This is a genomic window from Micromonospora sp. WMMD987, from assembly GCF_029581435.1.
GTDB lineage: Bacteria > Actinomycetota > Actinomycetes > Mycobacteriales > Micromonosporaceae > Micromonospora > Micromonospora rifamycinica.
The window spans coordinates 1,100,679-1,127,252 of the sequence record NZ_CP120861.1 but is presented as its reverse complement, the minus strand read 5'-3'; the positions used below and the strand labels follow the sequence as shown (position 1 = coordinate 1,127,252).

The following is a 26,574-nucleotide window of genomic DNA, read 5'->3' as shown; positions in this document are numbered from 1 at the left end:
CCACCGATGACCGCCGCCCACTCCACGCCCCGCACCTCCGACCACGACTGGTGGCGTGCCGCGGTCGTCTACCAGGTGTACGTCCGCAGCTTCGCCGACTCCGACGGCGACGGCGTCGGCGACCTCGGTGGCATCCGGCAGCGCCTGCCCTACCTGCGTGACCTCGGCGTGGACGCGCTCTGGCTGACCCCGTTCTACACCTCGCCGCAGATCGACGGTGGCTACGACGTGGCCGACTACCGCGACGTCGACCCGCTCTTCGGCAGTCTCACCGACTTCGACGCGATGATCACCGATGCGCACGCGCTCGGCCTGCGCATCATCGTGGACCTGGTGCCCAACCACACCTCCAGCGCGCACTCCTGGTTCACCGCCGCCCTCGCCGCCGGCCCCGGCTCCCCGGAACGGCAGCGTTACCTCTTCGCCGACGGCCGGGGCGTCAACGGTGAGCTGCCCCCCAACGACTGGGAGAGCATCTTCGGCGGACCAGCCTGGACCCGGTTGCCGGACGGCCAGTGGTACCTGCACCTGTTCGACCCGGCCCAGCCGGACCTGAACTGGCGGCACCCGCAGGTGCGCGCCGAGTTCGAAGACGTGCTCCGGTTCTGGCTCGACCGGGGCGTCGACGGGTTCCGGATCGACGTGGCCCACGGGATGATCAAGGCCGAGGGGCTGCCGGACGTCGGCTTCAGCTCGATGACCACCGGGCGGCGGCAGTCGGAGCTGCTCGGCAAGGGCCGGCTGCCCTACTTCGACCAGGACGAGGTGCACGACATCTACCGCGCCTGGCGGCCGATCCTGGACAGCTACCCCGGCGGTCGGATGGCGGTCGCCGAGGCGTGGGCCGAGACCCCGCAACGGCTGGCCCGCTACATCGGCCCCGACGAACTGCACCAGGCGTTCAGCTTCGACTTCCTCGACGCCACCTGGTCGGCCGACTCGTTCCGCAAGGTGATCGACACCGCGCTGGCCGAGTCGACCATCGTCGGCGCACCGACCACCTGGGTGCTGTCCAACCACGACCGGCAGCGGCACGTCACCCGGTACGGCGACGGCGAGGTGGGCCTGCGCCGGGCCCGGGCCGCCGCCCTGCTGATGCTGGCCCTGCCCGGCTCCACCTACCTCTACCAGGGCGAGGAGCTGGGTCTGCCGGAGGTGCTGGACCTGCCCGACGCGCTCCGGCAGGACCCGGCGTTCCTGCGGACCGGGGAGAGCCGCGACGGCTGCCGGGTGCCGATCCCGTGGAGTGGCGAGCTGGCCCCGTACGGCTTCGGTCCGGCGGGCAGCGCGCTGAGCTGGCTGCCGGCCCCGGCGACCTGGCGTGCCCTCTCGGTGGCCGCCCAGACCGGGACGCCCGGTTCGACGCTGGAGCTGTACCGGGCCGCGCTGCGGATCCGGCACGAGCACCCCGCGCTGGCGACCGCCGCCGGTCCGGTGACCTGGCAGGAGGCCGGTCCCGGCCTGCTCGCGTTCAGCCGCTGCGCCGACGACGCGGTGCTGACCTGCGTGGTCAACCTCAGCGGCGCTCCGGCCCGGATCGACGGGTACGGCCACCCCGTGGTGGCCAGCGCAGACCTCACCGCGCAGGACGCCGGACACGTCCTGCCGGTGGACGCCGCCGCGTGGTTCGAACGGCGCTGAGCCGGGTAACCCGCCTGTGACCTGGTCGTCCGTTGTGCCCCGCGCCGACGGGCGACCGGCTGCCGACCCCTTGTGGTGGGGGGTGAGGGTGGCACCGGTGTCCCGGGAAGTGGCTTCCCCGGGCCACCGGTGCGCCACCGGATACCGGTCCCGCCACGGGCAGCCCACCGGATTCCCCCTCGCGCCACCGGATGCCGGTCGCGCCACGGGTGCTCCGCCGGGCCGGCGAGCCGGTGGCGCCATCACCGTGCGCGCAGCAGCCCGGCGATCCGCCCGAAGCCCGCCCGGACCTGCTCCTCAGTCGGGACCGGCAGCGGCTCCGGCGACGTCGCCCCGGCCGTGGCCGTCGCCCACGCCTCCCCCGGCCCGTCGTCCTGCTCGTCCAGCACCTGGTCGAAGTCACCGTAGAGGTCGGCCGCCTCGATCCCGGCCGCCTCGTCGTCGGCGGCGCGCTGCGCGGCGGCGACCTCGCCCCGGATCTCCTCGGCGGACAGCGCGGGCACCAGCGGTTCCACCACCGCCATCAACTGTTCGTCGGCCACCACCGCCTCGGCCAGCGCCAACGCGTGCGGACGCTCGTACGGCCCGCAGACCACCGGTTCCCACTCCACCGGGTCGGCGAGCGGGCCGACCGTGATGATCCAGGGCAGCCCGAGCAACGGGGAGTCGTCCGGCAGGTCCAGCGTCACGAGTGCGCCCACCGGTTCATCATGGGCGGCGCGACCGGAGCCCACGGCGGCATCCGTCCCCGTTCATCTTTTCCAGCGACCGCCGGACCCGGGTGACCCGCGCCGGTCACGACCCTCAGCCCCCTCCCCGGCGTCCGCCCGGCGGGCACACCACCCGGCGTCAGCCCGCGCCTCCCGGAGTGCCCGGGTCGGTCTCGGTGTCGACGTCGGCCTCGACGTTGACCTGCCGCATCACCGCCCCCTCGGAGAGGTCCACCACCCGGCCGTGCCGGCTGGTGGCGGCGAGCGCGGCACCGAAGAGCACCAACTGGTTGAGCAGGTACAGGTAGAGCAGCACCGCCACCGCGCCGGCCACCACCGCGTACGCCGGGTTCCGCTCGGTCCGCACGATGTAGAACCGCCCCACCGTGTTGAGCAGGGTGATCCCGACCGCCACCAGCAGCACCACCGGCCGCAGCCGTCGCCGGCTCATCCGGAGCCGGGGCACCGCCACCAGCAGCGCCGTTGCCAGCACCGCGTTGACCAGCACGCTGAGGACGGCACTGACGGTGGTCAGCCCCACCGAGCCGGTGGCCCGCAGCAGGAACCGCAGCACCGACTCCAACGCGTCCACGGCCGCCACCGAGACACCGAGCATCACGAAGACCAGCAGCAGCACGCCCAGGTCCACCAGCCGGCGGACCACCAGGTTGCCCGGCTGCTGGTTGAAGCCGTACATCAACCGCTGCGACGACCGGATCGCCTCGACCCAGCCGATCCCGGTGAAGACCAGGATGACCAGACCCACCACCCCGACGGCGTTGCTGCTCTCGGCGATCTGCTGCGGGTCGAGGAAGGGCAGGTTGTCCCGCAGGAACTCGGCCACCGCGTCGGAGACCTCGTCGTTGTCCTCCAGGATCGCCCCGAAGACCGAGTAGGCGACCAGGGCCAGGGCGAAGACCGCGAAGAATCCGTAGTACGCGATGGCGGCGGCCAACCGACCGCCCAGCACCTCGCCGTAGAGATCCACCGCCCGCCAGACGTGGTCGAGCCGCGGCCACCGGTGCCGGGCCACGGTGAACCGGCGGTCCATGCCGGCGGTCCACCGGTCCCACGCGTCCACCACGTCATCCTCGCCGATCTGTCGTCACCGGTGCCGACCAACCGACCTCCGACGGACCACGGACCGCCCGACCGGCCTCCGACGGACCGGGAGCCGTCGGAACGGTCACCGGTGGACCGGTCAGCCGCCGAGCCGGAAGTCCCGGCGCGGCTGCCACCGGGTCTGCCCGCTGTGCGAGAAGAGGGTGAACCCCTCGACCTCGAACATCGCCGAGAAGTCGGCGAGATCCTCGTACGCCCGGTCCAGCGCCTCGGGGGCGACGTCCTGCGCCACGGTGACGTGCGGGTGGTAGGGGAAGCGCAGCTCCCGGCGCAGGTCGGGCGCGGCGTTGATGGCCGCGGCGAGCAGCTCGCACTCGCTGATCCCGGCCGCCACCGCCACGAAGACCACCTGGGTAACCGGCCGGAACGTGCCGGTGCCCCGCAGGTGCAGGGTGAACGGCAGGTGGCTGGCGGCGACCTCGGCCAGGTGCGCCTCGACCGCGCCCAGCGCCTCCACCGGGATCTCGGTCGGGCCGAGCAGGGTCACGTGCGCCGGGACGACCTGCGGATCACCTGTCTGCACCCGGCGTCGGGTGAGCTGCTCACCCCAGGGCTGCGGGATGTCCACCGCGATCCCGATCTGGATGGTCTCGCCGGTCACCGGAACCCCGTCCCTGCGGTCCACGCTCCGCGCCACCCCTCCGCCCGTCGTACCGACCCGTACCGCCGCCCCGCCCACCGCTACTCGAAGCGGACCGGCGCGAGGAACCCGACCCGCTCGTACGCTGTCCGCAGGGTCGGCACGGTGACCGCACGGGCCTTCTCCGCCCCGGCGGCGAGCAGCTTGTCCAGCTGGGCCGGGTCGTCGAGGTAGGTGCGGGTGCGTTCCTGGATCGGGGTGACGAACTCGCGGACCACCTCACCGAGGTCCTTCTTGAGGTCTCCGTAGCCCCGCCCCGCGTACGCGGCCACCAGGTCGTCGATGCTCCGACCGGAGAGCGCGGAGTGGATGGTGAGCAGGTTGGACACCCCGGGCTTGGTCTCCGTGTCGAAGACGATCTCCCGACCGGTGTCGGTGACGGCCGAGCGGATCTTCTTGGCCGAGCGGGCCGGATCCTCCAGCAAGTCGATGATGCCGGCCGGCGAGGACGACGACTTCGACATCTTCGCCGTCGGCTCCTGCAGGTCGGTGATCTTCGCGGTGTCCTTGACGATGTGCGGGGCGGGCACCGTGAAGGTCGGCCCGAACAGCGAGTTGAACCGCTGGGCCAGATCGCGGGACAACTCCAGGTGCTGCCGCTGGTCCTCGCCGACCGGCACCGCGTCGGCCTGGTAGAGCAGGATGTCGGCGGCCTGGAGGATCGGGTAGGTGAACAGCCCGACGCTGGACCGGTCGCTGCCCTGCTTCTGCGACTTGTCCTTGAACTGGGTCATCCGGCTCGCCTCGCCGAAACCGGTGATGCACCCCAGCACCCAGGCCAGTTGCGCGTGCTCGGGTACCTGCGACTGGACGAACAGGGCGCTGCGGTCCGGGTCGATGCCGACCGCGAAGAGCTGCGCGGCGGCCACCCGGGTGCGCTGCCGGAGCACCGCCGGGTCGTGCCCGGCGGTGATCGCGTGCAGGTCGACCACGCAGTAGAACGCCTCGTGGGTGTCCTGCAACGCCACCCAGTGCCGTACCGCGCCCAGGTAGTTGCCGAGATGGAACGAGTCGGCCGTCGGCTGGATGCCGGAGAAGACGCGGGGACGGGAGGGAACGTCGGACATGACGGCAATTCTGTCAGCAACGCCCCGGGTACGTCATGACGGGCCGGCGGGTCGACTCGCCGCCTGTCCCGCCGGGGCGGTGACCTCGCCTCCCGACGGCTCCACGGGCACGGTGCCCCCGCGTCCCGGCGGTTCCGGCGGAACGGTGCCCCCGCGTCCCGGCGGTTCCGGCGGCACGGTGCCCCCGCGTCCCGACGGTTCCGTGGGCACGGTGGCGCCCCGGCGCGGCTCCGGCAGGCGGGCGGCGGACACGGCGACCCGGGAGACCCGACGGCCGTCGAGGGCGAGCACCCGCAGCAACCACCCGTCGGCCGGTTCCGTCGGCGGTGGATCGTCCGACGAGCCGACCGGAACCTCGTCCCCGGCGACCGGCAGCCGGCCAAGGGCCGCCATCAGGTATCCGCCGACCGTCTCGTACGGTCCGGCGGGCAGCGGCACCCCGGTCCGCTCGGCGAAGTCGGCCAGGTTGAGCCGGCCGTCCACCACGGCCGGCAGGCCGGCGGACGCCGGTTCGGGCGGGCCGGTGTGCTCGTCGTAGATCTCCCCGACCAGTTCCTCGATCAGGTCCTCGCAGGTGACGATGCCGGCCGTGCCGCCGTACTCGTCGACCACCACGGCGAGGTGGTGGCCCTCGCGGCGCATCTCGGTGAGCGCGGCGAGCACCCGCTTGCTGCCGGGCAGCCGCTTGACCTCCCGGCTCAGCCCGCCCACCGTGGTGGTCGGGTCCAGGTCGGGGCGGAGCAGCACGTCCCGCAGGTGGATGAAGCCGACCACGTCGTCGTGGGTGCCGTCGACCACCGGATAGCGGGTGTGCGGCTCCATCCGGACCAGCCGTTCCGCCTCGGCGAGGGTCAGCCCGGCGGCGAGGAAGACCACCTCGGTGCGGGGCATCATCACCTCGCGGACCAGACTGGCCCCGGCGACCAGCACCTCGTCGATGATCCGCCGCTCGTCCGGATCGATGACGGTGTTGGCGGCGACCAGGTCGCGCAGCTCGTGTTCGCTGATCCGTTCCCGCCCGGCGGCGGGGCTCGCGCCGAGCAGACCGGTGACCAGCCGGGTGGCCCCGTCGGCGGCCCGGACGACCAACCGGGCGACACCGCGGGCCACCGGCCCGGGTGCGCGCCGGCTCCGTGCCGGCGTACGTCTCCTGGGGCCGGCCCCGGGACCACCCGCCTCCCGCATGGAAGTGATGGTAGGACCGCCGGTCACCGGACGCGGGCAATGTGCGGATCTGTTCAGTCATGAAGGTTCATGATGGAATAGTGGCCACCGACGACGCACAGCGCGGCGACAGCACCCCGCCGTAGGGTGACCACGAACGGCCGCAGCGGGCGCGGCCAGGCAGGAGGACCGACGTGAAACTGCTCGTCACCGGCGGTGCCGGGTTCATCGGCAGCGTGGTGACCCGGATGCTGCTCGACGCCGGCCACCGGGTGACCGTCCTGGACGACCTGCGCACCGGCCACCGGGCCGCGTTGGCCCCCGACGCCACCCACGTCGACCTGCCGGTGCACGAAGCCGCCCAGGTGCTCACCCCGGACGCCGGCTACGACGGGGTCCTGCACTTCGCCGCGCTGATCGCCGCCGGTGAGTCGATGGTCCGCCCCGAGGCGTACTGGCACGCCAACACGGTCAGCTCGATCGCGCTGGTCGACGCCGTCCGGAACGCCCGGGTGCCGCGCCTGGTCTTCTCCTCCACCGCCGCCGTCTACGGCAATCCGGTCGAGCTGCCCATCCCGGAAACCGCCGTCAAGGCCCCCACCAACACGTACGGGGCCACCAAACTCGCCGTCGACCTGGTCCTCACCTCCGAGGCGGTCGCGCACGACCTGGCCGCCGTCTCGCTGCGCTACTTCAACGTCGCCGGGGCGTACCTGCGCGACGGGCTCGCCATCGGCGAACGGCACGACCCGGAGACCCACCTCATCCCCATCGCCCTCGACGTCGCCGCCGGACGCCGGGAGAAGCTCCAGCTCTTCGGCGACGACTACCCCACCCCCGACGGCACCTGCGTCCGCGACTACATCCACGTCGAGGACCTCGCCCGTGCCCACCTGCTGGCCCTCACCGCCGCCGTGCCGGGCCGGCACCGCATCTACAACCTCGGCAACGGCAGCGGCTTCACCAACCGCCAGGTCGTCGACGTGGTCCGCGAGGTCACCGGCCACCCGCTGCCGGTCGAGATCGCGCCCCGCCGCGACGGTGACCCGGCCGCCCTCGTCGCCTCCGCCGACCTGGCCCGCCAGGAACTCGGCTGGGTGCCCGAGAAACCCACCCTGACCGACATGGTGGGCGACGCCTGGGCCTTCTACCGCGCGCACGTCCTGGAGCAGTCGTGACGCCGGCAGCGGACGGGCAGGCCACCGCCGCCCCGGCCACGACCGACGTCGCCGACCGCGCCACCGCCGCCTTCCGCTCCGGGTACGCCGAGCAGCCGGCGGGCCGCTGGGCCGCACCCGGACGGGTCAACCTGATCGGCGAGCACACCGACTACAACGACGGATTCGTGCTCCCCTTCGCCCTTCCGCTGCGTACCGTGGTCGCCGCCAGCCCCCGGCCCGACGAACACTGGACGGTCCGGTCGGAGATCGCCGACCGACCGGTCGACTTCGGGGCCGCCGAGGTCGACGCCCCCGGGCGGGTCACCGGCTGGGGCGGCTACGTCGCCGGAGTGGTCTGGGCGCTGCGCGAGGCCGGGTACGCCGTACCCGGTGCCCGGTTGGCGATCGCCTCGGACGTGCCGCTCGGTTCCGGGCTCTCCTCGTCGGCGGCGCTGGAGGCCGCGGTGCTCACCGCCCTGGCCGACCTGGCCGGGCTCGACCTGCCCACCGAGCGCCGGCCCCGGCTGGCCCAGCGCGCCGAGAACGCCTACGTCGGCGCACCCACCGGGATCATGGACCAGTCCGCGGTGATCCGCTGCCGCGCCGGCCACGCCCTCTTCCTCGACTGCCGCGACGAGTCCGTCGACCACATCCCGTTCGACCTGGACGCCGCCGGCCTGGCCATCCTGGTGATCGACAGCCGCGCCCCGCACCGGCACGCCGACGGCGAGTACGCCTCCCGCCGCGCCGCCTGCGAACGCGCCGCCGACCTGCTCGGGGTGCCCGCGCTGCGCGACGTACCGGCCGCCGGCCTCGACGACGCCCTGGGCCGGCTGCCCGACGACGAGACCCGACGCCGGGTCCGGCACGTGGTCACCGAGAACCAGCGGGTACTCGACACCGTCGCGTTGCTGCGCGCCGGCCGGGTGCGCGAGATCGGGCCGCTGCTGACCGCCTCGCACACCTCCATGCGGGACGACTTCGCGATCACCGTCCCCGAGGTCGACACCGCCGTCGAGGCGGCGCTCGCGGCCGGCGCGCTCGGTGCCCGGATGACCGGCGGCGGCTTCGGCGGCTGCGTCCTGGCCCTGGTCGAGGCGGACCGCTCCGACACGGTGGCGACCGCCGTCACGGCCGCGTACGCCGAGCGCGGCTTCCCCGCCCCCGGCACCCTGACCGCCCTCCCCGCCCCCGGCACCACCCGCCTGCCCTGACCACGGCGGGGTGGGTGCGGGTCGGCCTCAGGCGGTGTCGACGATCATGCCGGCGGCCACCGTGCGGTTGGTGGCCTCGTCGATGATGATGAAGCCGCCGGTGGTGCGGTTACGGCGGTACTCGTCGGCGAGCAGCGGCACGGTGGTGCGCAGCCTCACCCGGCCGATCTCGTTGAGCCGCAGCTCGCTGGCGGTCTCGTCGCGGTGCAGGGTGTTGATGTCGAGGCGGTAGTACAGGCCCCGCACGATCGTCCGCGCCGTCCGGGTGGTGTGCTTGATGGTGTACCTGCCGCCGACCTGGAGCGGTCGGGTCTCGTCCATCCAGCAGACCATCGCCTCGATGTCCTGGGTCGGGGTGGGGGCGTTGTGGGGTCGGCAGATCATGTCGCCGCGGGAGATGTCGATCTCGTCGGTGAGGCGGACGGTGACCGACATCGGGGGGAACGCCTCGTCGACCGGTCCGTCGGCGGTCTCCACGGCGCTGATCCGGCTGGTGAACCCGGACGGCAGGACCATCACCTCGTCGCCGGGCTTGAGGACGCCGGAGGCGACCTGACCGGCGTAGCCGCGGTAGTCGGTGACCGTGGTCGACTGCGGGCGGATCACGTACTGCACGGGGAACCGGACGTCGACCAGGTTACGGTCCGAGGCGATGTGCACCCGTTCCAGGTGGTGCAGCAGCGACGGGCCTTCGTACCAGGGCATGTTCTCCGAGCGGGTGGCGATGTTGTCGCCCTGCAACGCCGACACCGGCACCACGGTCAGGTCCGGCACGTCGAGTTTCGCCGCGAACGCGGTGAACTCGTCGGCGATCTGCTCGAAGACCTCCTGCGAGAAGTCGACCAGGTCCATCTTGTTGACACACAGCACCAGGTGCGGAACCCGCAGCAGCGAGCACAGGAACGCGTGCCGCCGCGACTGCTCCACCAGCCCCTTCCGCGCGTCCACCAGCACCAGGGTGAGGTCGGCGGTGGAGGCACCGGTGACCATGTTGCGGGTGTACTGGGTGTGCCCCGGGGTGTCGGCGATGATGAACTTGCGGCGGGGCGTGGCGAAGTAGCGGTACGCCACGTCGATCGTGATGCCCTGCTCCCGCTCGGCCCGCAGACCGTCGGTCAGCAACGCCAGGTTGGTGTACTCGTCACCCCGGGCCGCGCTGACCGCCTCCACCGCCGCCAACTGATCGGTGAACAACGACTTCGTGTCGTAGAGCAGCCGCCCGATCAGGGTCGACTTGCCGTCGTCGACACTGCCCGCGGTGGCGAACCGCAGCAGGTCCATCGGCCGGGCCTCGGTCGGGGAGCCGGCCGGTGCCAGCATGTCGGTGCTCATCAGAAGTAGCCCTCCCGCTTGCGGTCCTCCATGGCGGCCTCGCTGACCCGGTCGTCGCCCCGGGTCGCGCCCCGCTCGGTGATCCGGGTCGACGCGACCTCCTCGATCACCTTCTCCACCGTGTCCGCGTCCGAGCGGACGGCGGCGGTGCAGGAGGCGTCCCCGACGGTGCGGTACCGGACCCGGGCCGTGAACGGCTCCTCACCGGCCCGGGGGGTGAAGAACTCGTTGACGGCGTAGAACATGCCGTCGCGCTCGACGACCTCCCGGTCGTGCGCGTAGTAGATCGACGGCAACGGCACCCGCTCCCGCGCGATGTAGTGCCAGATGTCCAACTCGGTCCAGTTCGACAACGGGAACACCCGGATCGACTCACCCGGATGGTGCCGACCGTTGTACAACGACCACAACTCGGGCCGCTGGTTCTTCGGATCCCACTGCCCGAACTCGTCCCGGAACGAGAAGACCCGCTCCTTCGCCCGCGCCTTCTCCTCGTCCCGCCGCGCCCCACCGAACAGCGCGTCGAACCGGTGCTTCTCCACCGCGTCCAACAACACCGGCGTCTGGATCCGGTTCCGCATCCCGTCGGCCGACTCGCGGACCGTCCCGGCCGCGAGGGCGTCGGGCACGCTCGCCACGATCAGGTGCAGACCCAGCTCGGTGACCCGCTGGTCGCGGTAGTCGAGCACCTCGGGGAAGTTATGCCCGGTGTCGACGTGCATCACCGGGAACGGGATGTTCGCCGGCGCGAACGCCTTCTGCGCCAACCGGAGCATCACGATCGAGTCCTTGCCACCCGAGAAGAGCAGCACCGGCCGCTCCATCTCGGCGACCACCTCACGCATCACGAAGATGCTCTCCGCCTCCAGGGCGTCGAGGTGGGAGACCTGGTAGGAGTGGGTGGGGGCGCTCATGCCAGGGGCTCGATCGGCGCGGATCCGCTCATGGATTCCAGACCTTTCCGGTCGGATAAATCAAAAACAGCGCTCAGGCTACCCGGAATGTCTCTGCAACGCTGCAAGCAACCGGCTGGCGAGATCCTTACGGCAGACCAGCAGGTCCGGCAGGCGCGGATCCGCCTCGTTGTATCTCAGCGCAGAACCGTCGATTCGGGAAGCGTGCAGGCCGGTGGCCGTCGCCACAGCGATCGGCGCCGCCGAGTCCCACTCGTACTGGCCGCCCGCGTGGATGTAGGCGTCCACGTCCCCGGTCACCACCGCCGCGATCTTCGCCCCCGCCGAACCCATCGGCACCAACTGCGCGCCCACGTCCTCGGCCAGCGCGGTGAGGAAGGCCGGCGGCCGGCTCCGACTCGCCGCCAACCGCAGCGTGCGCGCCCCCGAGGTGGCCGCCTCCACCGTCATCGGCGGGTACGCCGGCGGATAGTCCGTGGCCAGCACCCGGTGCTGCGCCGGCAGACCCACCGCGCCCGCCACCAGCCCGTGCGGCGACGGCGCGTTGCGCGCCCAGAGCGCCACGTGCACCGCCCAGTCCGACCGCCCCGGCTCGGAGAACTCCCGGGTGCCGTCCAACGGGTCGATGATCCACACCCGGTCGGCGGTCAACCGGGACACCCCGCCGGCGCCCACCAGCCGTGACCCCTCGTCCTCCTCGGAGAGGACGGCGTCACCGGGTCGCCACTTCGCCAGCTCGCTGCGGATCAGATCATGCGAGACCTTGTCCCCGGCCGACTTCAACGCCCCGGCGTCCGCGAACCCCAGCTCGGCCCGAAGCTCCACCAGGGCCTGCCCGGCCCGGTCCGCCAGCCATCGGGCGAACGCGCCGTCGATCATCGGAGGACTGCCCACGAACTCGCTCCCGTCGCCGCACCACGGCCCGCGCGGGGGTCGGGCCACGTCAGAAGGCGCAGACTACCGGCACCTCCACCGCGCTTCGAGTACGCCCCCGCGCCTCAGGCCCCGTGATACGCGTTCTGGGTCGGCTCGACACCCTTGGTGACCACCGACTCCACCACGTCGGCGGCCCGGTCCACCAGGAACGCCAACTCCTTGCGCTCCGCCGCGCCGAAGTCCGACAGCACGAAGTCCGCCGGATCCTGCCGCCCCGGCGGCCGGCCGATGCCGAACCGCACCCGGGCGTACTCCTTCGTCCCCAACGACTTCGACATCGAGCGCAGACCGTTGTGCCCCCCCTCGCCACCGCCCAGCTTCACCCGCACCTGCCCGTACGGGATGTCCAGCTCGTCGTGGATGGCGATCACCCGGTCGGCCGGGATCTTGTGGAACTGCGCCAGCGCGGCCACCGGCCCCCCCGACAGGTTCATGTACGTCTGCGGCTTGAGCAGCACCACCTTCGGGCCGCCGAAACCGATCCGCCCCTCGGCGACATCCGCCACCACCCGCTTGTACCGGCCGAACCGCGCGCCCAGCCGTACGGCGAGCAACTCGGCGACCATGAAGCCGACGTTGTGCCGGTTCCCGGTGTACTCCCGACCCGGATTACCCAGGCCGACCACCAGCCACGGCCCCGTCTCGTCCGTCACGTCCCGTACCTCCCCTCACCGTCGGTGCCCCGATACGCCGACAGGCGCCCCCGCGACGGGAGCGCCTGCCGTGAAACGATGCGGCCGATCAGGCCTCGGTCTTCGCCTCGGCGTTCTCGGCACCCTCGGCGGCCGGGGTCTCGGCGGCCTCCGTACCCTCGGCGGCCTCGGCGGCCTCCGGCTCCTCGGGGGTCTCGACCTCCGGCAGGGTGGCCTCGAGCTGCTCGGCGGTCGGGGCGGCGGTCACCGAGGCGACCGTCTGCTCCGCGTCGGCCGCCAACTCGACACCCGCGGGCAGCTCGACGTCGGCGGCGGTGACCTGGCTGCCGGCCTCCAGCCCCTCGATCGACGCCTCCAGGTGGTCCGGCACCTTGGTGGCGTCGGCGGTCACCGACAGGGTGTCGTGGTCGTGCACGATCAGGGTGTCCCGCGCGGCCTCACCGGTCAGCTGGACCGGGACCTCGACGGTGACCTTCTCGCCCCGACGGACCAGCAGCAGGTCCACGTGCTCGAAGCTGTCCCGGATCGGGTCACGCTGGATCGCCTTCGGCAGCGCCAGCACCTGGGTGCCGTCACTGACCTCGATCGCGAAGAGCTGGTTGGCCCCGCCCTTACGGATGGCGGCGGCGAACTCCCGCGCCGGCAGCGCGATGTGCTTGGGCTTCTCGCCGTGGCCGTACAGCACAGCGGGCACCTTGCCGGCTCGGCGGGTACGACGGGCACCACCCTTGCCGAACTCCGTACGGGGCTCGGCGCTGATCTTTACCTCGGACACGGGAAAACTCCTGATGCTAACGCTACGGCGGCTTGTCGTCTGGCGGTGCTGGGGCGAGGGGCTCGCTTGGGGCTCATGCGTCATGAACGACTGCCCGGAGCACCGCGTCGATGACGGTGCCTCCGTGCGGCGCTCTGTCAGCGACCCGCCGGGCACCCTCGCCGTGGCAACCGCACCAGTCTACCCGAGGTCTTTCCGGGCTCTCCGGCAGTCCCCGTCTTGCCCCGCCACCCCGCGTGTCGGTGCCGGCCCGGCCGCCGCCGACGGGGCGACGCAGCCCCCGGTCCGGTCACCGCCGACCGGGCGACGCAGCCCCCGGTCCGGTCACCGCCGACCGGCCGGCGCGGCCCCCGGTCCGGGCGTCAGCTGAGCCCGCCGAAGAGGGTGGTCACCGACCCGTCGTCGAAGACCTCCCGGATCGCCCGCGCCAGCAGCGGCGCGATCGACAGCACGGTGAGCTTGTCCAACTGCTTCTCCGGCGGCAGCGGCAGCGTGTTGGTCACCACCACCTCGGTGACCGGGCTGTTCTTCAACCGCTCGGTCGCCGGGTCGGAGAGCAGGGCGTGGGTGGAGGCCACCACGATCTCCGCCGCGCCGGACTCCTTGAGGATGTCCGCCGCCTTGGTGATCGTCCCACCAGTGTCGATCATGTCGTCGACGATCAGGCAGACCCGCCCCTCGACCTCGCCGACCACCCGGTTCGCCACCACCTGGTTCGGCTTCAACGGATCCCGGGTCTTGTGGATGAACGCCAGCGGGCAGCCGCCGAGCCGGTCCGTCCAGCGCTCCGCCACCCGCACCCGGCCCGAGTCCGGCGCCACCACGGTCATCGGCCGACCGGCGAACTTGCGCTCCACGTACTCGGCGAGGATGTCCATCGCGAACAGGTGGTCCACCGGGCCGTCGAAGAAACCCTGGATCTGCGCGGTGTGCAGGTCCACGGTGAGGATCCGGTTGGCCCCGGCCGTCTTGAGCAGGTCCGCCACCAACCGGGCCGAGATCGGCTCCCGGCCGCGGTGCTTCTTGTCCTGCCGGGAGTACGGGTAGAACGGCAGCACGACGGTGATCCGCTTCGCCGAGCCCCGCTTCAACGCGTCGATCATGATCAGGGTCTCCATGACCCAGGTGTTGACCCCGTGTGTGACGGACTGGACCACGAAGGCGTCCGAACCGCGTACCGAGTCACGGAACCGGACGAAGATCTCCCCGTTGGCGAACTCGTACGCGTCGGAAGGGGTCGGCGCTACACCGAGCACCTCACCGATCTCCTTGGCCAACTCCGGAAAGCCACGTCCGGAGAAGAGCATCAGGCTCTTGCGGTTTTCGGCCACGATGCTACCCATGGGCTCGTCTGCTCCCGTTGGTCGGTGGTGCCCGGCGGCGGTGGGCCGGGGCTATTCGGTTGCAGTATGCCCCGACACCGACGACCCTCACACCGCCTCGGCACCCCCGTGGATTGCCTCACCTTCGCTTGTCGACGGCGAACCGTCCGACGCACCCTCGGCAGCGGCTCGCGCTTGCTCGGCGGCCCGCGCGGAGACCGTCCCCGCCCGGTTGCGCAGCACCCAGCCCTCGATGTTGCGCTGCGGTGCGCGGGTCACCCCCAAGGCACCCGGCGGCACGTCCTGGCTGAGCGCGCTGCCCGCCGCCACGTACGCCCCGGCGCCCACCTCGACCGGTGCGATCAGGTTGGTGTCACAGCCGACGAACGCGCCGTCACCGACCACCGTGCGGTGCTTGTTCACCCCGTCGTAGTTCACGAAGATCGTCGCCGCGCCGATGTTCGCCTTCGCCCCGATCGTCGCGTCCCCCACGTACGACAGGTGCGGCACCTTCGCGCCCGGCCCCACGTCGGAGTTCTTCACCTCGACGAAGGTGCCCACCTTCGCCTTCTCGGCCAGCCGCGCCGCCGGCCGCAGGTACGCGTACGGGCCGACGCTGGCACCCGGTCCCACCTCGGCGCCCACCGCGTGGCTGCGCAGCACGGTCGCCGCCGGACCCACCACCGTGTCGACCAACGTCACGTCCGGCCCGACCACCGCCTCGGCACCCACCACCGTGGCCCCCCGCAGCTGGGTGTTCTGGTCGAGCACCGCGTCCCGCCCGACACTGACCGTCACGTCGATCCAGGTGGTCGCCGGGTCCAGGATCGTCACCCCGGTCCGCATCCAGGCCTCGTTCACCCGGTCCCGCAGCAGCCCACGCAACCCGGCCAGCTCCACCCGGTCGTTGCAGCCCAACGTCTCGACGTGGTCGGCGGCCACGTGCACGCCGACCGGCTCACCGGCCGAGAAGAGCAGCCCGAAGACGTCGGTGAGGTACTCCTCACCCTGGTCGTTGTCGGTGGAGAGCTTGCCCAGCGCGGCCCGGAGCCGGGCCAGGTCGAAGGCGTAGATGCCGGCGTTGATCTCCCGGAGCGCCCGCTGGGCCGGGGTCGCGTCGCGCTCCTCCACGATCTGCTCCAGCCGGCCGGCGGCGTCCCGGACGATCCGCCCCAGCCCGGTCGGGTCGGGCACCTCGGCGGCGAGCACCGTGGCCGCCGCCCCCTCACCCTCGTGCGCCGCGACCAGCGCCTCCACCGTCCCGGTCCGCAGCAGCGGGACGTCACCGTTGATCACCACGACGGTGCCGGTGGCGTCCGGTACGGCGTCCAGCGCGATCCGCACCGCGTGCCCGGTGCCGAGCTGCTCGGCCTGGAGGACTCCGGTGGCGTCCGGGGCGACCTCGGCCAGGTGGGCGCGGACCTGGTCCGCCCCGTGCCCGACCACTACCACGGTGCGGTCCGCGCGCAGCGGCCCGGCCGCCGCCAGCACGTGGCCCAGCAGGGTACGGCCGAGCAGTGGGTGCAGCACCTTGGGCAGCGCCGACTTCATCCGCTTGCCCTCCCCCGCGGCGAGCACGACGACGGTACGGCGGTGGGGCTGGGACACGGGTGGGCTCCCGTCGGGGAAGGCGACAGTCTCGCCGCCATGCTAACCAGACTGCGGGGACACCTGGCCCCTTACCCCGATCGACGGAAAACACGACAGACGGCTCGGCCGCCAGGGTTCGAACCTGAAATACGGGTACCAAAGACCCGGGTGTTGCCAATTACACCACGGCCGAATGTGACGCAAGACAGCTTAGCGCCTCCACCGAGGCCGCCCCCACCCCTATGTGATCTCCCCGGTGAGTGCCGCCACGATGCCCTCGATCTTCCAGTACAGCTCCCGGCTCTTCGGCACGTCGATGACCAGGCAACCGTGGTAGTCCTCGCCGGTGTTGCGGCGGGTCGTCGGCCGATGACGCTTGAGGGTGGCCCGCCGGAACCGGTCAGCCGGCAGCTCAAGGGTCGTGACCCACCAGCGTTCCGCCGCCGCGACGTCGGCCGACTCGTGGATGCTCACCCGGTAGGTGGGAACATTCCGGTCGACCCCGCAGGCAGCGAGGAAGCGGAGGAACAACCGCAGTAGCCGGGCATCGGTGTTGACGAACTGTACGTGGTCGTGGCGGCGCCAGGGTTTGGACTTGGTGCCCTCGCACCAGTAGAGGGCCGCACCGAGCAGCAGCACCTCGCGGTCGCCGAGCTGACCCACCAGCTCCCGCATCTGGGTTCGTACCTGCTCCTGGGCGGCGTCGCGCGCGGCCCGGTGCGCTGCCCACCGGCTGTCCGCCATCGTCCTGGCCCGCGCCCGCCGACGTTCCCGGGCGGCATCGTCGTCCGGGTCGAGGGGGAGATGCCTGACCCAGAGGTAGGCGGTCGACTTCGCCACCCCCAACCGGGCCGCGATGTCGTCGACCGAGCGGCCCTCGCCGCGCAGCGCCACCGCCGCCGTGCGCAGCTCGTCCTTGGCGGTCGGCCTCCGGGTCCACGCCGGTGGCGGGACGCCGCGCAGCAGCGCGTACACCCGGTTGCGGCCGAGACCGGTGCGGGCCTGGATCTGGCGGACGGAGAGCCCCTCCCCGGCGCGCAGCCGGCGCACCTCAGCGGCCGTCGGATCGGTCATGGCCGGAAGACTAGAACACCCGTACGACATCACCCCGGGGAAGCCGGTGCGCAGCGAACCCGGCGGTGCCGCGGGGCTCCACCTGGCAGGATGGCCGGGTGACCGAGACAGACGGGCACGACCGGAGCATTCCACGACAGGGCGTCACCGAGCGCCGGCGAGGTGACGAGATGGCCCAGACCCCGACCGGGGACGGTCCCGGCGCGCGACGACGGTCGGTGCCGGCGGCGGGCGCGAAACCGGCGTCCCGGGTACGGATGTCGGCCGCGCAGCGACGCGAGCAGCTGATCGCGATCGGTCGGCAGGTCTTCGCCGAGAAGGGCTTCGACGCGACCTCGATCGAGGAGGTGGCGGCGCGGGCGCGGGTCTCCAAGCCGGTCGTCTACGAACACTTCGGCGGCAAGGAGGGCCTGTACGCGGTGGTCGTCGACCGCGAGGTGCGGGCCCTGCTGGACCGGATCACCACCGCGTTGACCGCGGGTGACCCCCGCGAGCTGCTGGAGCAGGCCGCCCTGGCCCTGCTGGGCTACATCGAGGAGGAGACCAGCGGGTTCCGGGTGCTGGTGCGGGAGTCGCCGTTGATGTCGGCGACCGGCAACTTCAGCAGCGTGATGAACGACGTGGGGCACCAGGTGGAGCACATCCTGGGGGCCGAGTTCTCCAGCCGGGGCTACGACCCGAAGCTGGCCGAACTGTACTCGCAGGCGCTGGTGGGGATGGTGGCACTGACCGGCCGCTGGTGGCTGGAGGTCCGCAAGCCGGGCAAGGAGACGGTGGCGGCGCACCTGGTGAACCTGGCCTGGAACGGGCTGTCCCATCTGGAGGCCGGGCCGGGACTGACCACGGTACGCAAGCCCGGCTGACCGGCGGTCGGCCCCGGCGGGCCGGGCCCCGGGAGAGCGGGGCAAGTGGCAGCCGGGCACCGGGACAGCAGGACGAGCGGCGGGCCGGTCAGCGGGCCGGGTGGAGGCGGTCGGCCCGCTCCCGCTCGGCGTGCTCGTCGGTGCCGATCTTGTCGTACAGGCCGGTGGCGAGGAGCAGCAGCCCGAACAGCAGCGAGACGATCACCGTCGACATCGAGAAGTTGAGGATGTTGGCGCGGGTCTGGAGAACGCTCATCATCGCGATGCCGGTGACCATGAAGACCACCCCGGCGGTGAGGTTCATGACGTGGCCGAGGTTGCCGCGCCGGGACGCCCCGACGATCAACACGAGCCCGAAGACCACCGAGACCAGCGAGAACGCCAGGTTGGTGCGCAGGCCCAGCGCCCAGTGGCTGCCCCGGGCGAACAGCGGCTCGCCCCAGGTCTGCACCACGCCCCAGACGCCGAAGACCAGGATGTAGACGCCGACGAGACCGGCGAAGACCCGGTACAGCGGGCGGGCCGGGTGGTTGACCGGGAAGTGCGCCATGGCCCCTCCTGCACGTGGACGCGATATCGGGAGAATTGTCCCCCGTCCCGCCGTCCGGCGTGGGCGAAACGCCAGGCACCCGGCCTGCCCGCGGGTACGGGTCAGAGCACCAGGCGGGCCTTCTGCCAGGCTTCCTTCTCGTCGTCGGTGCCGACCTTGCCGTACATGCCGACCATCAGCAGGACGAGGCTGAGGGTCATCAGCACGATCACCGTGAGGATGCTGAAGTTGGCCACGTTGGCGTCGGTCTGGAGGAAGGCCAGCCCGGCCAGGCTGATCACCATCAGGGTGTAGGACAGCCACTGGTTGATCGCCACGTCGAGGTTGCGGCCGATCACCGTGCCGACCAGGATGACCACCCCGAACAGCACGGACAGCAGCGAGAAGCCGAGGTTGGTGCCCTGACCGAGGACCTTGGTGTCGTCCTGGGCGAAGATGTCGTTGCCGGCGCTGGCGATGACGCCGAGCACGCCGAAGACCACGAGGTAGAGACCGAGGAGCCCGCCGATCGCCCGGTAGACCGGCCGCGCGGGGTGGTTGACGGGGGTGTGGGCCATGACTGTGTCTCCAACGCCGTTCGGGTGAGGGTCGCCGACGATTGTCCCGTACGCGAGGGTGTGACGCCGCACACGGGGGGCGGTACGGGGTTACAGCGGCGGGATCTCGTCGGCCAGGGTCAGCCAGGTCTCCTCGGTCCGCTCCCGTTCGGCGCGTACTTCCTTGAGCTGCGCGTCGAGTTCGGCGACCCGGGCGTAGTCGGTGGCGTTCGCGGCGAGCTGGTCGAGGAGGGTGGCCTCCTTCTGGTCGAGCTTGCCGATCTGCCGTTCCAGCCGGGTCAGCTCCTTGCGGGCCTGCCGGGCGTCGGCGGCGGACATCCCGCCCCCGGCCGGGGCGGCCGGGGCGGCGTCCGGGCCGGGCGCGGTCCGGGCGGGTCCGGGTCCGGCGGCGCGGGTCAGGTACTCGTCGACGCCGCCGGGCAGGTGCACCAGCCGCCCGTCGCCGAACATCCCGTACGCGGCGTCGGTGACCCGTTCGATCAGGTACCGGTCGTGGCTGGCCACGATGATCGTGCCGGGCCAGGAGTCGAGCAGGTCCTCCAGCGCGGCGAGGGTGTCGGTGTCCAGGTCGTTGGTGGGCTCGTCGAACAGCAGCACGTTGGGTTCCCCGGCGAGCAGCCGGAGCATCTGGAGCCGGCGGCGCTCCCCGCCGGAGAGGTCGCCGACCGGGGTCCAGAGCCGGCGGTCGTCGAAGCCGAACACCTCGGCGAGCTGGGCGGCCGAGATCTCCCGGTCGCCGAGCTGCACCCGCCGGGCCACCTCCTCGACGGCCTCCAGGACGCGCAGGTGGCTGGGGAGTTCGGCGAGTTCCTGGGAGAGGAACGCCGGCTTGACGGTGGAGCCGGTGTGGAACCGGCCGCCGTCGGCGCGGGTGATGCCGGCCAGCAGCCGCAGCAGGGTGGTCTTGCCGGCGCCGTTGCGGCCGAGGATGGCGATCCGGTCACCGGGGCCGACCTGCCAGGTGGTGTCGTGCAGGATCTCCTTCGGCCCGGCGTGCAGCCGGACGTGCTCCAGGTCGTACACCTGCTTGCCGAGCCGGGCGGTCGCCATCCGCTGCAACGACATGGTGTCGCGCGGCGGCGGCACGTCGTCGATGAGCGCGTTGGCCGCGTCGATGCGGAACTTCGGCTTGGAGGTGCGGGCCGGCGGGCCGCGCCGCAGCCAGGCGATCTCCTTACGGAGCAGGTTCTGCCGGCGGGCCTCGGTGGCGGCGGCGACCCGTTCCCGTTCGGCGCGGGCCAGCGTCCAGGCGGCGAAGCCGCCCTCGTAGGCCCGGACGGTCTGGTCGGCGACCTCCCAGGTGGTGGTGCAGACCGCGTCGAGGAACCACCGGTCGTGGGTGACCACGACGAGCGCGCCCCGGCGGCCGACCAGGTGCCTGGCCAGCCAGTCGACGCCGCCGACGTCGAGGTGGTTGGTGGGCTCGTCGAGGATGAGCAGGTCCGACTCGCGGACCAGCAGGGCGGCCAGCGCCACCCGGCGACGCTCGCCACCGGACATCGGGCCGACCGGCTGGTCGAGGCCGAGGTGGGGCATGCCGAGGCCGTCGAGGATGGCGCGGACCCCGGCGTCGCCGGCCCACTCGTGTTCGGCGCCCATTCCCTCGGCGAGCCAGGCGGTGCCGAGCACCACGTCCCGGACGGTGGCCTCGGGGGTCAGGGTGAGCGCCTGCGGCAGCCAGAGCACCCGCAGGTCACGGCGGTGGGTGACCCGGCCGTCGTCGGGATCCTCCTGCTTGGTGAGCATCCGCAGCAGGGTGGACTTCCCGGCGCCGTTGAGGCCGACCACACCGATCCGGTCGGCGTCGTCGAGGCCGAGTGAGACGTCGGTGAGCAGCGGCCCGGCGGCGCCGTACCCCTTGGACACCCGGTCCAGGTTGACGATGTTGGCCACGTCCTCATCTCCCATGATCAAGGCGTCCCGGTGCCGGCGGGCACCTGGGGACGCCTGGGGCAAGGGTACGCGGCGGCCCGACGGTGCCGGTGGGCGGCGCGGGTCAGCCGGCGCGGGCAGCGCGGTCAGCCGACGCGGGCGCCGGTGACCGGACCGTGGGCCACCCTGGTCTCCCGACACACCCCGGCGGCGGCCACCTCGGCGGCGACCCGTTCCGCGTCGGCGGCGTCCCGGACCAGGAACACGCAGGTCGGTCCGGAGCCGGAGACGATGCCGGCGAGCGCCCCGGCGGCCTCCCCCGCCTTCAGCGTGTCGGCCAGGGCCGGGCGCATCGACAGCGCGGCGTCCTGGAGGTCGTTGCCGAGGCAGCGGGCCAGCACCCGGGGATCCCGTTGGCGCAGCGCGCCGAGCAGCCCGTCGGTGCTGCCCAACGGCGCACCGGCGGTGCCGGCGGCGCGGAGCCGGTCCAGCTCCCGGTAGGCCGCGGGGGTGGACAGGCCGCCGTCGGCGACGGCCACCACCCAGTGCCAGGAGGTGGGGCGGGCCAGCACCGGGCTGACCGCCTCGCCCCGGCCGGTGCCCAGCGCGGTCCCGCCGTGGATCAGGAACGGCACGTCGGAGCCGAGGTCGGCGGCGATCCCGGCCAGCTCGTCGCGGGACAGCCCGGTGCCCCACAGGGCGTCGCAGGCGACCAGCGCGGCGGCGGCGTCGGCGCTGCCGCCGGCCAGCCCACCGGCGAGCGGGATCTGCTTGCGCAGGTGCAGTCGGGCGTGCGGCGGCACCCCGGCGTACCCGGCGAGGGCGTGGGCCGCCCGGATGGCCAGGTTGGAGTCGTCCAGGGCCAGCTCGCCGGTGCCCTCGCCCTCCATGGTCAGGGTGAGGGTGTCGCCCCGGCGGGCGGTCAGCTCGTCGTAGATCGAGATCGCGTGGTAGACGGTGTTCAGCTCGTGGTAGCCGTCCCGCCGCAGTGGTCCGACCCCGAGGTGCAGGTTGACCTTCGCGGGTACCCGGACCCGGACCGGCCCGCTGCTGCCCCGGCGCTGATGGTCGTCGTCGTCCGGTCGCCAGGCCTCGGTCACCGGGTGACGTCCCACCGGTACGGGCGGATGTCGAACGGGATCTCCACGATCAGCTCCTCGGCGGAGTCGGCGGCCGGCGGCGTACCGGCCGGCAACCAGGTCGGACGCGCAGCAGCGGCGCACCCCTCGGCGGCCACGGCGTCAGCCTACTGTGCGGCGGGCGCGGGCGTCGGAGCCGACGCGGCGATCGCGGCGAACTGCTCCACGGTGAGCGACTCCCCCCGGGCACCGGGGTCGACCCCGGCGGCGGTGAGCGCCGCCGCGGCCCGGTCCGGGCCACCCGCCCAGCCCGCCAGCGCGGCCCGCAACGTCTTGCGCCGCTGGGCGAACGCCGCGTCGACCACGGCGAAGACGGCCCGCCGGGGCACGTCGTCGCGGGGTGGCTCGCGGCGGGTGAAGGCGACCAGTCCGGAGTCGACGTTCGGCACCGGCCAGAACACGTTCGGTGGCACCCGGCCGGCGGCCCGGGAGCGGGCGTACCAGGCGAGCTTGACCGACGGGATGCCGTACACCTTGGAGCCGGGGCCGGCGACCAGCCGGTCGGCGACCTCCTTCTGCACCATCACCAGGCCGTGCCGCAGGCTGGGCAGCTCGGCGAGCAGGTGCAGCACCACCGGCACGGCGACGTTGTAGGGCAGGTTCGCCACCAGGGCGGTGGGCGGCGGGTCGGCCAGCCCGGCGGCGGTGATCCGCAGCGCGTCGGCCCGGTGCACGGTGAGTCGGGCGGCGTCCGGGCCGGCGTGGACGGCGGCGGTCTGCGGCAGCGCGCCGGCCAGCACCGGGTCGATCTCCACCGCGTGCAGGTGGGCGGCGGCGGGCAGCAGGGCCAGGGTGAGCGAGCCGAGGCCCGGGCCGACCTCCAGCACCACGTCGTCTCCGGTGAGGCCGGCGGCGGTGACGATCCGGCGGACGGTGTTCGGGTCGTGCACGAAGTTCTGGCCGAGCTTCTTGGTCGGGTTGACGTCGAGGCGCGCGGCGAGTTCCCGGATCTCCGCCGGGCCGAGCAGGCCGGTCACGCCCCGAAGCGTAGTCGCGGCCACCGGGCCGTTCACCACGGCCCGAAGACCCGGTCGCCGGTGGCGGAGATGGCGGCGCACAGCTCGTCGAGGTCGGTCCGGGTGGTTTCGGCCAGCGACCGCACGGTCAGCGGGATCAGGTACGACGCGTTGGGTCGGCCCCGGTGCGGCATCGGGGTCAGGTACGGCGCGTCGGTCTCCACGAGGAGCTGGTCGACCGGGGTGAGCGCGGCGGCCTCGCGCAGCGCGGCGGCGCTGCCGAAGGTGACCGTGCCGGCGAAGCTGAGCAGGTGACCCCGACGGACGCACTCGCGGGCGAAGTCGGCGTCGCCGGAGAAGCAGTGCAGCACCACCGTGTCCGGGGCGCCCTCGTCGTCGAGGATCCGCAGCACGTCGGCGTGGGCGTCCCGGTCGTGGATGACCAGGGCCTTGCCGTACCGCTTGGCGATGGCGATGTGCGCCCGGAAGCTCTCCTCCTGGGCGGCCCGACCGTCGTCGCCGGTGCGGAAGAAGTCCATGCCGGTCTCGCCGACGCCCCGGACCCGGTCCCGGGCGGCCAGCGTCTCGATCTCGCGCAGCGCGGCGTCCAGGTCGGCCAGCCGGGGGGCCTCGTTGGGGTGCAGCGCCACGGTGGCGAGCACCGCCGGGTACCGGTCGGCGACGTCGGCGCCCCAGCGGGACGAGTCGACGTCCACGCCGACCTGCACCAGCCGGTCCACGCCGACGGCGGCGGCCACCTCGATCGCGGCGGCCACCGGGTCGGCGGCGTCGCCCCCGCCGGGCACCCCGGCCTCGCTGACGGTGATGTCGAGGTGGGTGTGGCTGTCCAGCACGGGACGGGGCAGCGGCGGCGGGGCGGGCGGGAACTCCCCGGCCCGGCGGGCGGCGCGCTGCTTGCGGGATTCGGTCGGTCCGGTCATCGAGGTCAGCATCACACACCCCCGGCGTTCCGGGCCGCACCGGCCCGGACCGGTCGGTACGGTCGACGACGGCGGGGGCCGGGGGTGACCGGCCCCGGGGCGCGTTCCCGGGACGCCACCGGTTGTTCACCGGGCCGGCATCTGACCGGCTTAGCGTCGCCGGGATGAGCGTCACCGACCGGGCCAGCGACGCGGCCTCCGAGCGGACCGGGTTGCGCGTGACGTACGGCGGGGTGGTCCATCCGGCCGGGGAACTGGCCCGGGGCGCGGCCTACGAGCTGTACAGCGCCGAGGCGGCACCGGGCTTCGAGTGGGCACCCCGACCGGGCTCGGCCTGGCCGTGGCGGCGGTTCGTGCACGCCACCGAGGTCACCGAGGTCACCGGCACCGGTGAGCCGGTCGAGGAGCCGGAGGCGGCGCTGCTGATGCCGGTGCACCGCGAGCGGGGCTGGTCGTACGTGCACCAGCTCAGCCAGCAGCCGGCGGCGGCCGGCGACCCGACGCTGGCCGCGGTGCGCGCCTCGGCGGTGCTCCGGCGGGGCACCCGGATGGTCAAGGTGCTCTCCGCGCGGCAGCTCGCCGGCTACGTGCGGGGTTGGCTGCCGCACGGGTTCTGCTACCGCGAGCACGACGTGGCGCACCTGCGGACGCCGGCCGCGTTGGCGGTGCTGCGCGGCGACGGCACCAGTGGCGACGGCACCGACGTCGGGTACGCGCTGCGCTGGCGGGCCGCCGATCCCGGCGACTACGACGTGCCGGTGGGCGACGCGCACCGCGGCCTGCTGGGGTTGCCGCCCCGGGAGCGGCTCGGCCCGCCGGTGCTGGGCACCGGGTTCGTGCCGAGTTCGGCGCAGCTGGTTCCCGAGTTCGTCACCCGGGACTTCGCCGACCTGCCGATGCCCGCCAACGCCAGCCTGCTGGCGTACACCGCCGAGGGCACCGAGGTGGTCCTCTACAGCTACCAGGCGGAGCAGCGGGGCTGGCTACGGATGGTGGGGCCACAGTGGCGGCACCTGCTGGCGGCGGTGCCGGGGCTCTCCCCCGACCAGGAGTACGTGCCGACCGGCGAGGCGCCCCGCTCCACCCAGCTCGTCGGCGGGTACGCGGGCGGCGAGTACGAGGCGGTGGCGGATCTGCCCGGCGGGTTCCGGGTACTGGCGATGACCCGGGCGGCCCGGTACCCGGTGGACTCGGTGGCCCGGCGGCTGCGGTACGTCCGGTGGCGGGGTGTGCCGTGTCTGGTGCTCCGGGAGGAGGGAGGCTGGCTGCGGCTGCGGCTGCGCCGGCCCGATCCGGACGCGGTGCTCGACACCGGGGCACAGTGCCATGAACGGGGCGTGTACGAGACGTGGGCACCGGCCGCCGAGGTGACCGACGACCAGGTGGTGGACCTGCCGTACGCGCTGTGAGGGCATACCGGGGGGCGGTCGGGGAAAGCGCGGGGCGTCCGACACCGACGGATCAGGAGAAGACATGCCCTTCATCACCGTGGGTACGGAGAACTCCGCCCCGATCGACCTGTACTACGAGGATCACGGCCAGGGTCAGCCGATCGTGTTGATCCACGGCTTCCCGTTCAACGGGGCGACCTGGGAGAAGATGTCCGGTCCGCTGCTCGCGGCCGGGTACCGGGTGATCACCTACGACCGGCGGGGCTTCGGCAGTTCGGCCCAGCCGGCCACGGGTTACGACTACGACACCTTCGCCGCCGACCTCGACGTGCTGATGACCGAGTTGGACCTGCGTGACGCGATCCTGGTGGGCCACTCGATGGGCACCGGTGAGGTGACCCGCTACCTGGGCACGTACGGGTCGAACCGGGTGGACCGGGCGGTGCTGATGGCGCCGTTGGCGCCGTACCTGTTGCAGACGGGGGACAATCCGGAAGGGGTGGAGAAGAGCCTCTTCGACGGGTTCCAGGAGGCGATCCTCGCGGACCGGTTCGCCTACCTGACCCAGTTCTGCGACGCGTTCTTCAACTACAGCGAGAACAGGGGCAGGTGGGTCAGCGAGGAGGCCTACCGGGCGCACTGGCAGATCGGCGCGCAGGCGTCGGCCAAGGGCACCCACGACTCGGTGGACGCCTGGCAGACCGACTTCCGGGGCGACCTGCCGAACATCGACGTCCCAGTGTTGATCATCCAGGGCGACAGGGACAACGTGCTGCCGTACCCGAAGACGGGCCAGCGGTTGGCGCCGATGCTGCCCGACGGCAGGCTGGTCACGCTGCGGGGTGCCCCGCACGGCATTCCGTGGACCCACCCCGCCGAGGTGAACCAGGCGCTCATGGAGTTCATCGGCGCACCATCGATGGTCCGCGCCTGACGTCACGCCGACGCGGCCCCGGGGGTTCCCCGGGGCCGGTTCGTCGTCCGGCCACGC

At 72.8% G+C, this 26,574-nt stretch carries 25 protein-coding genes, 1 tRNA gene and 1 pseudogene; 6 read left to right on the top strand and 21 right to left on the bottom strand.

Annotated elements, in window-relative coordinates:
- Nucleotides 1-6: 6 nt before the first annotated feature.
- On the top strand, nt 7-1,641 hold the full coding sequence (locus O7612_RS05005) for a glycoside hydrolase family 13 protein (protein WP_282270889.1): 1,635 nt from the start codon (nt 7-9) through the stop codon (nt 1,639-1,641).
- 242 nt (nt 1,642-1,883) lie between these two features.
- Here O7612_RS05005 and O7612_RS05000 read toward each other — a convergent pair whose 3' ends face one another.
- The 5 genes and pseudogenes from O7612_RS05000 to O7612_RS04980 form a co-directional block, all read right to left on the bottom strand.
- On the bottom strand, nt 1,884-2,342 hold the full coding sequence (locus tag O7612_RS05000) for a hypothetical protein (RefSeq protein ID WP_282270888.1): 459 nt from the start codon (nt 2,340-2,342) through the stop codon (nt 1,884-1,886).
- A 148-nt stretch (nt 2,343-2,490) separates the two neighbouring features.
- A complete protein-coding gene (locus O7612_RS04995) occupies nt 2,491-3,402 on the bottom strand; it encodes a YhjD/YihY/BrkB family envelope integrity protein (protein ID WP_282273803.1) in 912 nt (303 codons plus the stop codon).
- A gap of 150 nt (nt 3,403-3,552) precedes the next feature.
- Nucleotides 3,553-4,110, bottom strand: a complete 558-nt coding sequence (locus tag O7612_RS04990) for a 2'-5' RNA ligase family protein (protein WP_282270887.1) — start codon at nt 4,108-4,110, stop codon at nt 3,553-3,555.
- 44 nt (nt 4,111-4,154) lie between these two features.
- Nucleotides 4,155-5,180 carry a tryptophan--tRNA ligase gene (trpS, locus tag O7612_RS04985; RefSeq protein ID WP_282270886.1) on the bottom strand — a complete coding sequence of 342 codons (1,026 nt, stop codon included), beginning with the start codon at nt 5,178-5,180 and terminating at the stop codon, nt 4,155-4,157.
- Nucleotides 5,181-5,366: 186 nt separating this feature from the next.
- A pseudogene (locus O7612_RS04980) lies at nt 5,367-6,365 on the bottom strand (hemolysin family protein); the annotation flags it as partial.
- 227 nt (nt 6,366-6,592) lie between these two features.
- Between O7612_RS04980 and galE the strand changes: the two are divergent.
- Nucleotides 6,593-7,522: a UDP-glucose 4-epimerase GalE gene (gene galE, locus O7612_RS04975; RefSeq protein WP_282273802.1), complete on the top strand. Its 930-nt coding sequence runs from the start codon at nt 6,593-6,595 to the stop codon at nt 7,520-7,522.
- On the top strand, nt 7,519-8,718 hold the full coding sequence (gene galK, locus O7612_RS04970) for a galactokinase (protein WP_282270885.1): 1,200 nt from the start codon (nt 7,519-7,521) through the stop codon (nt 8,716-8,718). Before galE ends, galK begins: the two co-directional genes overlap by 4 nt.
- 27 nt (nt 8,719-8,745) lie before the next feature.
- Here galK and O7612_RS04965 read toward each other — a convergent pair whose 3' ends face one another.
- From O7612_RS04965 to O7612_RS04925, 9 genes are all read right to left on the bottom strand, one after another.
- On the bottom strand, nt 8,746-10,050 hold the full coding sequence (locus O7612_RS04965; protein WP_282270884.1) for a GTP-binding protein: 1,305 nt from the start codon (nt 10,048-10,050) through the stop codon (nt 8,746-8,748).
- Entirely contained in the window at nt 10,050-10,964 is a 915-nt protein-coding gene (cysD, locus tag O7612_RS04960; RefSeq protein ID WP_282270883.1) for a sulfate adenylyltransferase subunit CysD, read from the bottom strand. The genes O7612_RS04965 and cysD overlap by 1 nt, the downstream gene beginning before the upstream one ends.
- Nucleotides 10,965-11,042: 78 nt before the next feature.
- Nucleotides 11,043-11,843 (bottom strand): 3'(2'),5'-bisphosphate nucleotidase CysQ, encoded by an 801-nt coding sequence (locus O7612_RS04955; RefSeq protein ID WP_282273801.1) that lies wholly within the window; start codon nt 11,841-11,843, stop codon nt 11,043-11,045.
- Nucleotides 11,844-11,962: 119 nt separating this feature from the next.
- A complete protein-coding gene (pth, locus tag O7612_RS04950) occupies nt 11,963-12,553 on the bottom strand; it encodes an aminoacyl-tRNA hydrolase (protein ID WP_067307174.1) in 591 nt (196 codons plus the stop codon).
- Nucleotides 12,554-12,641: 88 nt separating this feature from the next.
- Nucleotides 12,642-13,328 (bottom strand): 50S ribosomal protein L25/general stress protein Ctc, encoded by a 687-nt coding sequence (locus O7612_RS04945; RefSeq protein WP_282270881.1) that lies wholly within the window; start codon nt 13,326-13,328, stop codon nt 12,642-12,644.
- A 362-nt stretch (nt 13,329-13,690) separates the two neighbouring features.
- Nucleotides 13,691-14,671 (bottom strand): ribose-phosphate diphosphokinase, encoded by a 981-nt coding sequence (locus O7612_RS04940; RefSeq protein WP_282270879.1) that lies wholly within the window; start codon nt 14,669-14,671, stop codon nt 13,691-13,693.
- An 87-nt stretch (nt 14,672-14,758) separates the two neighbouring features.
- Nucleotides 14,759-16,258: a bifunctional UDP-N-acetylglucosamine diphosphorylase/glucosamine-1-phosphate N-acetyltransferase GlmU gene (gene glmU, locus O7612_RS04935; protein WP_348774269.1), complete on the bottom strand. Its 1,500-nt coding sequence runs from the start codon at nt 16,256-16,258 to the stop codon at nt 14,759-14,761.
- Between the two features lie 103 nt (nt 16,259-16,361).
- Nucleotides 16,362-16,433 (bottom strand) — tRNA-Gln (locus tag O7612_RS04930).
- Nucleotides 16,434-16,480: 47 nt separating this feature from the next.
- Nucleotides 16,481-17,314, bottom strand: coding sequence for a helix-turn-helix domain-containing protein (locus tag O7612_RS04925; RefSeq protein ID WP_282270878.1), 834 nt, complete (start codon nt 17,312-17,314; stop codon nt 16,481-16,483).
- 170 nt (nt 17,315-17,484) lie between these two features.
- Between O7612_RS04925 and O7612_RS04920 the strand changes: the two genes are divergently transcribed.
- Nucleotides 17,485-18,177 (top strand): TetR/AcrR family transcriptional regulator, encoded by a 693-nt coding sequence (locus O7612_RS04920; RefSeq protein WP_282270877.1) that lies wholly within the window; start codon nt 17,485-17,487, stop codon nt 18,175-18,177.
- Nucleotides 18,178-18,265: 88 nt separating this feature from the next.
- Here O7612_RS04920 and O7612_RS04915 read toward each other — a convergent pair whose 3' ends face one another.
- From O7612_RS04915 to O7612_RS04885, 7 genes are all read right to left on the bottom strand, one after another.
- Nucleotides 18,266-18,727, bottom strand: a complete 462-nt coding sequence (locus O7612_RS04915; protein ID WP_282270876.1) for a DUF4383 domain-containing protein — start codon at nt 18,725-18,727, stop codon at nt 18,266-18,268.
- Nucleotides 18,728-18,828: 101 nt separating this feature from the next.
- The gene (locus O7612_RS04910; protein WP_282270875.1) at nt 18,829-19,284 is read right to left on the bottom strand and encodes a DUF4383 domain-containing protein; all 456 of its coding nucleotides are present in this window, start codon (nt 19,282-19,284) and stop codon (nt 18,829-18,831) included.
- 90 nt (nt 19,285-19,374) lie between these two features.
- Complete coding sequence (locus O7612_RS04905; RefSeq protein WP_282273799.1) at nt 19,375-21,177, bottom strand: ABC-F family ATP-binding cassette domain-containing protein; 1,803 nt, start codon at nt 21,175-21,177, stop codon at nt 19,375-19,377.
- A gap of 125 nt (nt 21,178-21,302) precedes the next feature.
- The gene (locus O7612_RS04900; protein ID WP_282270874.1) at nt 21,303-22,256 is read right to left on the bottom strand and encodes a 4-(cytidine 5'-diphospho)-2-C-methyl-D-erythritol kinase; all 954 of its coding nucleotides are present in this window, start codon (nt 22,254-22,256) and stop codon (nt 21,303-21,305) included.
- Nucleotides 22,253-22,393 carry a hypothetical protein gene (locus O7612_RS04895; RefSeq protein ID WP_282270872.1) on the bottom strand — a complete coding sequence of 47 codons (141 nt, stop codon included), beginning with the start codon at nt 22,391-22,393 and terminating at the stop codon, nt 22,253-22,255. Before O7612_RS04895 ends, O7612_RS04900 begins: the two co-directional genes overlap by 4 nt.
- A gap of 9 nt (nt 22,394-22,402) precedes the next feature.
- A complete protein-coding gene (rsmA, locus tag O7612_RS04890; RefSeq protein WP_282270869.1) occupies nt 22,403-23,272 on the bottom strand; it encodes a 16S rRNA (adenine(1518)-N(6)/adenine(1519)-N(6))-dimethyltransferase RsmA in 870 nt (289 codons plus the stop codon).
- A gap of 32 nt (nt 23,273-23,304) precedes the next feature.
- Nucleotides 23,305-24,204, bottom strand: coding sequence for a TatD family hydrolase (locus O7612_RS04885; protein WP_282270866.1), 900 nt, complete (start codon nt 24,202-24,204; stop codon nt 23,305-23,307).
- Between the two features lie 152 nt (nt 24,205-24,356).
- Between O7612_RS04885 and O7612_RS04880 the strand changes: the two genes are divergently transcribed.
- Complete coding sequence (locus tag O7612_RS04880; protein WP_282270864.1) at nt 24,357-25,601, top strand: hypothetical protein; 1,245 nt, start codon at nt 24,357-24,359, stop codon at nt 25,599-25,601.
- 64 nt (nt 25,602-25,665) lie between these two features.
- On the top strand, nt 25,666-26,517 hold the full coding sequence (locus O7612_RS04875; protein WP_282270863.1) for an alpha/beta hydrolase: 852 nt from the start codon (nt 25,666-25,668) through the stop codon (nt 26,515-26,517).
- Nucleotides 26,518-26,574 lie beyond the last annotated feature (57 nt).

Excerpts from the sequence above, each read along its gene's own strand:
- O7612_RS04940 (WP_282270879.1), bottom strand. The coding sequence starts at position 14,671 with ATGGGTAGCATCGTGGCCGAAAACCGCAAGAGCCTGATGCTCTTCTCC.
- O7612_RS04995 (WP_282273803.1), bottom strand. The coding sequence starts at position 3,402 with ATGGACCGCCGGTTCACCGTGGCCCGGCACCGGTGGCCGCGGCTCGAC.
- cysD (WP_282270883.1), bottom strand. The coding sequence starts at position 10,964 with ATGAGCGCCCCCACCCACTCCTACCAGGTCTCCCACCTCGACGCCCTG.
- O7612_RS04880 (WP_282270864.1), top strand. The coding sequence starts at position 24,357 with ATGAGCGTCACCGACCGGGCCAGCGACGCGGCCTCCGAGCGGACCGGG.
- O7612_RS04885 (WP_282270866.1), bottom strand. The coding sequence starts at position 24,204 with ATGCTGACCTCGATGACCGGACCGACCGAATCCCGCAAGCAGCGCGCC.
- O7612_RS04915 (WP_282270876.1), bottom strand. The coding sequence starts at position 18,727 with ATGGCGCACTTCCCGGTCAACCACCCGGCCCGCCCGCTGTACCGGGTC.
- galE (WP_282273802.1), top strand. The coding sequence starts at position 6,593 with ATGCTGCTCGACGCCGGCCACCGGGTGACCGTCCTGGACGACCTGCGC.
- O7612_RS04965 (WP_282270884.1), bottom strand. The coding sequence starts at position 10,050 with ATGAGCACCGACATGCTGGCACCGGCCGGCTCCCCGACCGAGGCCCGG.
- O7612_RS05005 (WP_282270889.1), top strand. The coding sequence starts at position 7 with ATGACCGCCGCCCACTCCACGCCCCGCACCTCCGACCACGACTGGTGG.
- trpS (WP_282270886.1), bottom strand. The coding sequence starts at position 5,180 with ATGTCCGACGTTCCCTCCCGTCCCCGCGTCTTCTCCGGCATCCAGCCG.
- O7612_RS04875 (WP_282270863.1), top strand. The coding sequence starts at position 25,666 with ATGCCCTTCATCACCGTGGGTACGGAGAACTCCGCCCCGATCGACCTG.
- O7612_RS04920 (WP_282270877.1), top strand. The coding sequence starts at position 17,485 with ATGGCCCAGACCCCGACCGGGGACGGTCCCGGCGCGCGACGACGGTCG.
- O7612_RS04910 (WP_282270875.1), bottom strand. The coding sequence starts at position 19,284 with ATGGCCCACACCCCCGTCAACCACCCCGCGCGGCCGGTCTACCGGGCG.
- O7612_RS04925 (WP_282270878.1), bottom strand. The coding sequence starts at position 17,314 with ATGACCGATCCGACGGCCGCTGAGGTGCGCCGGCTGCGCGCCGGGGAG.
- O7612_RS04955 (WP_282273801.1), bottom strand. The coding sequence starts at position 11,843 with ATGATCGACGGCGCGTTCGCCCGATGGCTGGCGGACCGGGCCGGGCAG.